This is a genomic window from Streptomyces sp. McG3, assembly GCF_018619185.1.
Classification (GTDB): Bacteria; Actinomycetota; Actinomycetes; order Streptomycetales; family Streptomycetaceae; genus Streptomyces.
This window is the reverse complement of the sequence record NZ_JAAXYC010000356.1, coordinates 1-7,493: the sequence shown is the minus strand read 5'-3', so window position 1 is coordinate 7,493 and position 7,493 is coordinate 1. Positions and strand designations below refer to the sequence as shown.

Sequence of the window (7,493 nt, the reverse complement as noted above, 5' to 3'; positions counted from 1 at the left end):
TTCCTCCCCAGACCCCGGCCCGAAGAACTGCCCCGCCACTCAGGGGACTGGATGGACGAATCATTGGGACAGGCCACCGACACACCCAATCCTCCACCCGAAGCCGCACACGGGCTGTGTGACTGCACGCTCGACTGGATAACGCTGCAGCCCTCCGACGGCTGCCAACCCTCCGAAACTTCATAAGCGATGAGGAACGGGCGCCGCTCCGGATGCCCGCTGCACGCGCCCACCACCGCACCCACGACGAACAGCAGCACCGGGAACAGGAGGAGCACTTCGCCGACAGCCGCCAGGCCATCGAGGAGCGCCAAGCCAAAGCGGCCACCCAGCAACAGGTGCGCCCCAGCGACGCATCCCGGGCACAGGCCGCCCTGCACCGCCTCGCCGCCGAACGCGCGGGGCTGACCACGATCAGCCGGGCGATGGCCGCGCCGCAGCGGCTGGACCGTACGGCGTGAGAACACGCGGGTACGCCCACGGAAAAGCCCCGGCGGTCACGTGGACTGCCGGGGCCGCCGCGGACCGGTCGTACTCCATCCCAGGACCAAGCCTGTAAGGCACCAGCCCTACTCCACACACTCCATGTCGGTGCGGTCTACGAGCGAGCGTATGCGCCACCGGATTTCAGTGCAGGCGTTCGAGAGCGAACGCAGACGGGTGCCCTTGCAGAGAGTCCGCACGCACTCTGCTGGGCATGACCACCATGTTGAACTCGCGTACCGCCCGGCAGGACCGGGACCCCGGATGGGGCGTCACCGCCTCCTGAACAACCGACGCCGCGCCCCTTCTCCGGGGGCGCGGCGTCGGCATGAGCGGGGCTACCGGCGGGGGTGCGGCCCTTGGCCTGGAAGCCAGGTGTCAGTTGTACCGGGGGTCGGCGTACTTGATCGCGCCCTGGACAGTGGAACAGGGCCACGGGCCGCCGTCACATCCCTGGCAGGTCGGGGACGTCCGGCTGCTGGGGGCGTGCAGATCCAGCTGGCGTCCCGCGAGCTCGCGGGCCCCGCGCTCGTCACGGGAGATCTCCGGGTAGGTGGATCCGGCGATGCCCACCGCCCGGTCGTAGTCGGTCAGTTGCTGGTGAAGATCGTCGCTCATGGCGGCGAGCCTATAGGGCATCCCCGAGGACAACTCCCCTCGCGACGGATCCGGCCAACCGGTCGCTTTGCGTCATCATCCGGCAACTGCCAGGCACAACGGTGCAGGTTGCGGATACATAGGGGGGTCGGAACGAGACCGAGGGTGATCCAGGGGCGGGGCGGGATGCTGACCATCAACGTAGGAGTGCTGCTCGCCGTCATCGTCCTGCTGCGGCTACGCCGGCGCACGGAGTCCCGGAGCAGGAACGATGAGAAGCTGACCGTGATCATCGTGCTCGCTCTCGGCGTCGTCATCGCCCCGACCCCGCTGGGGGAGGGCATCGGCGACTTCCTGGGCCAGCTCGCCTCCGGCGTCACCGACTCCTCCCGCTGAAACCGGAGCGCGCCCGATGGCCAACCGCCGCCCACCGCCCCGCCGCAGGCCCGCGGCACGCCGCCCCGCACGCCGCAGCACCCCGTTGCGGCGCCGCCGCTCGCGCCGACAGCAGCACCGCGACAACCAGCTGCTCCTTCTCGGCTTCGGTGCTGCCGCCGGCCTCGCCCTGGTCTGGGCGGTGATCTCCTGGCTGCTGGTGAACTGGTGGGCCCTGGTCGTACTCGGAGCACTCGCCGCCGTCGGCGGGACGGTGTGGGTCCACCGGTACCGCCAGCAGCAGGCATGGGACCGGGTACGGCAGCAAGCGCTGCGCTACGGGCTCCCGCAGCTGGACGCCCTGCACCACCGCGACTTCGAGTACGCGATCCGCGACCTCATGCTCCGCGACGGGTGCACCGACGCCCGGCAGATCGGCGGGGCGGGCGACAACGGCGCCGACGTCCTGGCCACCGACCCGCTGGGCCGCTCCTGGGTCATCCAGGTAAAGCACCGCCGCGACGGAGACCGCGGCTCCCCGGTCGGCACCCCCGACCTCCAGCGCGTCAACGGCACCGCCCGCCAGCTCTACGGCGCCGACGTCGTTCTGGTCGTCACCAACGGCCGCTTCTCCACCCGCTGCGCACCCCTCGCTACGCAGCTGCACATGCACCTCGCCGACCGGCGCACCCTGGCGACCTGGGCCAGCGGCGGGCGCCCCTTGTGGGAGCTTCTCCCGAAGATTCCACCGCCTCGCAAAGGCCGGTAGCCCAGTCGACAGAGTGGTACTGCGGCGGCCTGCAGGGTTTCCGCGGATGTCGGTATCGGGTTCCACCACCGACTGCCAAAGAGCTGGTAAGACATGTGCCTATGAACCGCGTCAAGCACCGCCGTGCCTACGCCGCGCTCCGACACACCGTCGACGCCCTCGAAGATTCATCCTGGAGCAAGTCCATCAGCGAGCGCGGTTTTCGTCTGAGCGTTGGTCTCGAAGATCAGGTGCTCAGTGTCTCCCCGAGCGCTGTCATTCCTGGTCCTTCCGCACCCCAAGTCCGCTGCCGATACTCAGAGGACCGGCGCCGCCAGAACGTCAGGAACCACATTGCATGTCTCCGCGGTGACTTGCTCTCCATCGGTCTCGACTTCGCGGACCCGTTCCCTGTTGCTCTGCGGAAAGTCGTGAACGGCGAAACCGTCACTGTCGTTGAGTACGAGCCGTCGCTAACGCCTTCCCTCACACCGTGAGGCGTCCTGGAAGCGCTTGCGCTAACCGGATAAGACCTGCTGAGCATCCCCTCCAACCCAGGTCATTGGTCACCGCTCTGCTCCTTGATACACCGCGTAACACCGCGACCCGAGACCAGCCCGGCTGGCCCGGATGAGCAAGACACGGTGACGGCTTCTCTCAGCTACACGGAGGGGCAGGTCAGGTCACAGCGGCGAGTACCTTGCGGATTTCTGCGGCTAGGTGGTGAGGGTGGCTAGTGGTGGGAGTGGGATCGAGGTCGATCCATGAGCTGAAGGTGGTGCTGCCGTCCGGTTGCTGCTTCCCTTCGCTCTCACGGACCATGGACCAGGTTGAGTCTCCGCGGTGCAGGTTCCAGACCTCGCCGTCGTGCGTAATCAGGACTTCGCAGCCGCAGCCGAACCCGCTGTCGTCTTCCTGATAGGCGTTGGGTTCGTGGAAGGCCCGGAACTCGGCGTCCGGACCGAGCAGGTCGGCGACAGAGGCAAGGAGCTCGTGCGCGTCGGCAGGTAGTTCGACGAGTTGGGGGAGCTCCTCGAGCTCGCTGATCACCCCGGGGACGAAGCCGCAGGCGAAATCGACAGCGGCAGCCACATGCCGCAGCCGGTCACGCGCGGCGTCCGTGAAGGCCGTCTCCCGGCGAGCCTCCATTCGATCGAGGGTAGCCATGAGGGCATGCAAGTTGGCTAGCACCCCTTCGAGCTGGCCGAAGACTGCGGAGGCCGTAGCTGTGATCTGTCCAGGCGTGTAGAGCGCCCACTCGCCTGCGAGGCCACCCCCGTCCAGGCCCGCCCACAACTTCCGATCGACGAAGCGAACACGGTGACGCCCACCAAGAACCAGCCGGGTGCGCCGGCGGACACGACCGCCGAGCTGTCGCGGATGCGGTCCCTTGAGCCTCCATCAACTTGAAGTCGCAGGTCAACGGACTGGTGTGACCGGTCCCTGGGGTACTCATGCTGGTCGTGGGCGGAAGTCTACGATTAAGATCATCCGTCAGCGGGTTGACTTCGAGGTTCGTCAAGACGAGCAGGGCTCGCAGGAGCTGGGTGGCGCGGTCGGGGTCGGTGCGGAGCTTGGTGAGGATCCGCCAGTTCTTGAGGTGGGCGAAGCCGTGCTCGACCGGCGCGCGTCCGACGGCGAGGACGCGGTTGGCTTCCTTCTCGCCAGTAGCGAGTTTGTGGGTGCGGCTGGCGGCGTAGCCGGTGACGATCGCGGGGTCGAGGATGTCGTTGTCCCGGCCGCGGAAGCCGAGGTCGGCCAGCGCTCCGAGGCCGGCGGCGCGCAGGTGGGCCAGGATGTGGTCGTGGCGGGCGGCGGTGTTGTCGTGGGTGCGGCCAGGCCACGCGGCGGATATCCAGATCAGGCGCCCGTTCTCGTCGGTCAGGGCGAGGAAGTACAGGCCATGAGTTCGGTGCTTGCCGGAGTAGTTCCGCCGGTCGGCCTTGCCGGTGCGGCGTCTGGTGCGGATGAGGGCGCCGTCGATCAGGACCACCTCCCCGCCCTGCCTGGCGATCTTCATCAGGGCGCGGTCCAGGCGCGGGGCCTGGGCGGCGAGCAGCCCGATCAGCTCGTCCCGCCAGCGCCGAACCGTGGACTCGGACACGCCGTTTCCGCTGGCCATGTCGGCCAGGCGCTGGTCGTGACGCAGCACGGCCAGGACGATAACCGCGATCTTCCCGGGCGGCAGGATCCGCCACCGGGACCGAATTGTCTTCAGATGACGCCGTAGCAGGTCGGCAAGGTCGTTGACGGTGCGCGTGGACAGCGTCAGACGGCACTGGTAAGTGAGTGCGCAGCATTTGTCGGCAGGCTCTTCGGTTTTCGCCACACAGCCTCAACGGCATCCGGAGGGCTTCCAGTTACGCCACATCTCGCCGGCCCCGACGTGGGAGAGTGACCTTTGGCCGCGTCCCGGTGTCTGCCGAAGCCGTTGAACAAGAGCGGGGCACGATTGTGGAGGCGTGATTGAAGGGCCCCGATATGTCCCGCGATGCTCGTCTGGCCGCCCACGGCGCCGCTTCCACATCGCTGGCGCTGCGCAGTGACCACAGTCTGCGCAAGTTCGTCGACGCCGGCGCACCGCTGGGGTCAGGCATCGGCGGGAAGACGGTTCTGCTGGAGGTCGAGGGAAGCCAGGTCTTCGTCAAGCAGGTACGGCTGACCGACCTGGAGCGACGGCCGGAGCATGTTCACTCCACCGCGAATTTGTTCGGACTCCCGAGCTTCTGCCACTACGGCATCGGTACCATTGGCGCCCCGGGGTTCGGGGCCTGGCGGGAACTGGCCGCGCACACCATGACGACGAACTGGGTGATCGCCGGAGACCACGAGGGCTTTCCCCTGATGTACCACTGGCGGGTGATCCCGGATTCCGGTCAGCCGCTTCCCGAGGAACTGGCCGATGTGGACCGAGCTGTCGCCTACTGGGGAGGCGAACCAGCGCTACGCCAACGGATCGAAGCTCTCCGGCAGTCCACGGCAAGCCTCGTGCTGTTCCTGGAGTACATCCCGCAGAACCTGCACGACTGGCTGGGCGTCCAGACCGGGGCCGGCGACGAGGCGGCCGAGCGTGCCTGCCGCATGGTCGACGACGAGCTGAAAGCCGGAATCGCGTTCATGAACGACCGCGGGCTTCTGCACTTCGACGCCCACTTCGAGAACATCCTCACCGACGGCCACCGGCTCTTCTTCACCGACTACGGCCTCGCGATCTCCTCACGCTTCGACCTCACACGGGACGAGGCCGACTTCTTCGACCAGCACCGCACCTACGACCAGTGCTACGCCGTCACCCACCTGGTGAACTGGCTGGCCGTCGCTCTCTACGGGTACACGCCGGAAGAACGCAAGGCGTTTGTGAATACGTGCGCCCAAGGGATGCAACCGCAGGGGGTTCCCGTGTCAATCGCGTCCCTCCTTGTCCGATACGCACCGGTCGCCGCGGTGATGGGCAACTTCTATCGCGAGTTTCAGCAGGAGAGCCGAGCAGCTCCCCATCCGCTGATAACGATCTGTCGGATGGAGCGAAGTACGTGATCACCTGCACCCGGTCACAGGCGGGTGGCGAACCGGCCGTCGGGTAGCTTCCGCAGCCAGCCGCGGTCGACGAGTCTGACCAGCTTCCCGCGCAGCGGTTCCAGCCTGGCCCGGACGCTGACGTCCATTCCCAGCAACTCGCCGACCTGCCGAGCCATGACCGGTCCCGCGGCCTGCCGCACGGTGGCGAGGATGCGCTGGTAATCCGGCGGGGGCTCTCCTCCACATCGGAGGTGCGGTGTGGGATCAGCATGATCGCCCGGTTGCCCACCTGCGCGGGCACCGGTGAGGCTGAGACGCGCTCATCAGCGATCTGTTCGCTCACCCGCTCAAGGACCCGTTCGGCGACAGCGAGTTCGTCGCGCTCGGCCCGTACCTCCGTCAGCTGCTTGGCCAGCCGTTCTTCGAGTTGGTCCAGTTCCGCGCGTCGCGCGGTGATCCGTTCCAGCAGCTCGGGATCCATGCACGGATCGTAAATGGCCGCCTGACCCCAGCGAGCAGAAACCAGCGAAACGTCCGGCTCCGTCAGATGATCTACTCCGCAGACAGCCGCCCACGACCAGCGTGAGCACTGCGAAGCCCGGTCACACCAGACCGCTGACCTGCGACTTCAAGTTGGCGGAGGCTCAGTCGTGTCATCACTTCGGTGAAGGCGGGCGCGTCGCCGGCCTGTCCGGCCGTAAGTACGAAAGCCAGCGGCCGGCAGTTGCCGTCGGCGGCGAGGTGAATTTTCGTGGTCAGCCCGCCTCGGGAGCGGCCGATGGCGTGGTCCGCGGGCTCGTCGGCTGGAGCCCCCTTTTGCGGGCTCCAGCCGCATGTTGATGTGCCCGAACGACGGTCGAGTCGACAGATACCACCCAGCTCAGGTCCTCATCGGAGTCCGCCTGGGCCAGCAGCGTCGTGAACACTCGCTCCCATGTCCCATCGATCGCCCAGTTTCGCAGACGGCTGTAGGCACCTTTCCACGAGCCGAACTCCGCAGGCAGATCCATCCACGGAGATCCAGTCCGGTACTTCCATGCGATCGCGTCGATCACCTGCCGGTGATCACGCCATCTTCCTCCTCGGCGAGGAGTCCGGTCCGGCAACAAGGGCTCGATCCTGGCCCACTGGGCGTGGGTCAACACGCTCAATACAACGAGGGGCCGCCTACGCCGCAACGCCTCAGAACCCAGCCATGGACTTATCGAGCACTCCACCCAGCGCACCGTAGACACTGCAGCGAACTGAGTGCTTCGCCCTGCGGCGCAGCCCGAAGCCCACGGTGAACGACAACGCGAAGAGCCCGCCCAGGACCGTTGCTACGAGCTGGTTGTAGACGAAATACACGAAGCACGCGACTCCAGCCCAGACCACGATCGGCAGGAGCGAGCCGCGCAGCACTGCCCCGAATCTGATCCGCTCTGGCCCGGACGGCAGCACACGTTCATGCCAGACCTCGATGTGGTTCCGGGTCACACAGTGCTCGGGTTGCATGAAGTCATCACACCACCGACAACTCGGCTCTCGTGCAGTGATCCGTAAGAAACGGCCTAGCTGAGCGGTGATCCTCGCAAGGGTGCCCAGTGTCTCGGTGAGGACGTCGTCCGGCGGGCCCGTGCGCTGCCCGAGCCCGAGCCTGGGGCCGATCGCAGAGTGCCCGGCGCCTGCTCCGCCATACTCTGTGCCGCCGGGGCGGCCTGGTGCCCCCATTACCAGCTGCTGGTCCAGGTGGTTGCGGCCTGGATGGGGGTGGGGCGAGGACGCCCGGGGG

The 7,493-nt window shown here is 67.2% G+C and carries 10 protein-coding genes and 1 pseudogene; 5 read left to right on the top strand and 6 right to left on the bottom strand.

The window, feature by feature from the left end; translation table 11 throughout:
• Positions 1–212: 212 nt before the first annotated feature.
• A complete protein-coding gene (locus HET64_RS34010) occupies positions 213–461 on the top strand; it encodes a hypothetical protein (RefSeq protein WP_215111109.1) in 249 nt (82 codons plus the stop codon).
• 400 nt (positions 462–861) lie between these two features.
• Here the strand turns inward: HET64_RS34010 and HET64_RS34005 are convergent, their stop codons facing one another.
• On the bottom strand, positions 862–1,101 hold the full coding sequence (locus tag HET64_RS34005; protein ID WP_215111108.1) for a hypothetical protein: 240 nt from the start codon (positions 1,099–1,101) through the stop codon (positions 862–864).
• Between the two features lie 165 nt (positions 1,102–1,266).
• Here HET64_RS34005 and HET64_RS34000 point away from each other — a divergent pair, with 165 nt between their 5' ends.
• The 3 genes from HET64_RS34000 (at position 1,267) to HET64_RS33990 (ending at position 2,700) form a co-directional block, all read left to right on the top strand.
• A complete protein-coding gene (locus tag HET64_RS34000) occupies positions 1,267–1,476 on the top strand; it encodes a hypothetical protein (RefSeq protein WP_030595027.1) in 210 nt (69 codons plus the stop codon).
• A 16-nt stretch (positions 1,477–1,492) separates the two neighbouring features.
• Entirely contained in the window at positions 1,493–2,224 is a 732-nt protein-coding gene (locus HET64_RS33995; RefSeq protein WP_251146260.1) for a restriction endonuclease, read from the top strand.
• A gap of 101 nt (positions 2,225–2,325) precedes the next feature.
• Complete coding sequence (locus HET64_RS33990; protein ID WP_215111107.1) at positions 2,326–2,700, top strand: hypothetical protein; 375 nt, start codon at positions 2,326–2,328, stop codon at positions 2,698–2,700.
• A gap of 181 nt (positions 2,701–2,881) precedes the next feature.
• Here the strand turns inward: HET64_RS33990 and HET64_RS33985 are convergent, their stop codons facing one another.
• Together HET64_RS33985 and HET64_RS39400 are read right to left on the bottom strand one after the other, a co-directional pair.
• Positions 2,882–3,352 (bottom strand): hypothetical protein, encoded by a 471-nt coding sequence (locus HET64_RS33985; RefSeq protein WP_215111106.1) that lies wholly within the window; start codon positions 3,350–3,352, stop codon positions 2,882–2,884.
• Positions 3,309–4,532 carry a transposase family protein gene (locus tag HET64_RS39400; RefSeq protein ID WP_308370423.1) on the bottom strand — a complete coding sequence of 408 codons (1,224 nt, stop codon included), beginning with the start codon at positions 4,530–4,532 and terminating at the stop codon, positions 3,309–3,311. The genes HET64_RS33985 and HET64_RS39400 overlap by 44 nt, the downstream gene beginning before the upstream one ends.
• Before the next feature lie 152 nt (positions 4,533–4,684).
• Here HET64_RS39400 and HET64_RS33975 point away from each other — a divergent pair, with 152 nt between their 5' ends.
• Positions 4,685–5,740 carry a protein kinase family protein gene (locus HET64_RS33975; protein ID WP_215111105.1) on the top strand — a complete coding sequence of 352 codons (1,056 nt, stop codon included), beginning with the start codon at positions 4,685–4,687 and terminating at the stop codon, positions 5,738–5,740.
• A 14-nt stretch (positions 5,741–5,754) separates the two neighbouring features.
• Here the strand turns inward: HET64_RS33975 and HET64_RS39395 are convergent, their stop codons facing one another.
• The 3 genes and pseudogenes from HET64_RS39395 to HET64_RS33960 all read right to left on the bottom strand — a co-directional run bounded on the left by HET64_RS39395 (position 5,755) and on the right by HET64_RS33960 (position 7,216).
• Complete coding sequence (locus HET64_RS39395) at positions 5,755–5,922, bottom strand: hypothetical protein (RefSeq protein ID WP_251146262.1); 168 nt, start codon at positions 5,920–5,922, stop codon at positions 5,755–5,757.
• Between the two features lie 445 nt (positions 5,923–6,367).
• Positions 6,368–6,873 (bottom strand): annotated as a pseudogene (locus HET64_RS33965) (IS5 family transposase); the annotation flags it as partial.
• Between the two features lie 31 nt (positions 6,874–6,904).
• Complete coding sequence (locus HET64_RS33960) at positions 6,905–7,216, bottom strand: hypothetical protein (protein ID WP_215111103.1); 312 nt, start codon at positions 7,214–7,216, stop codon at positions 6,905–6,907.
• Positions 7,217–7,493: the final 277 nt, after the last annotated feature.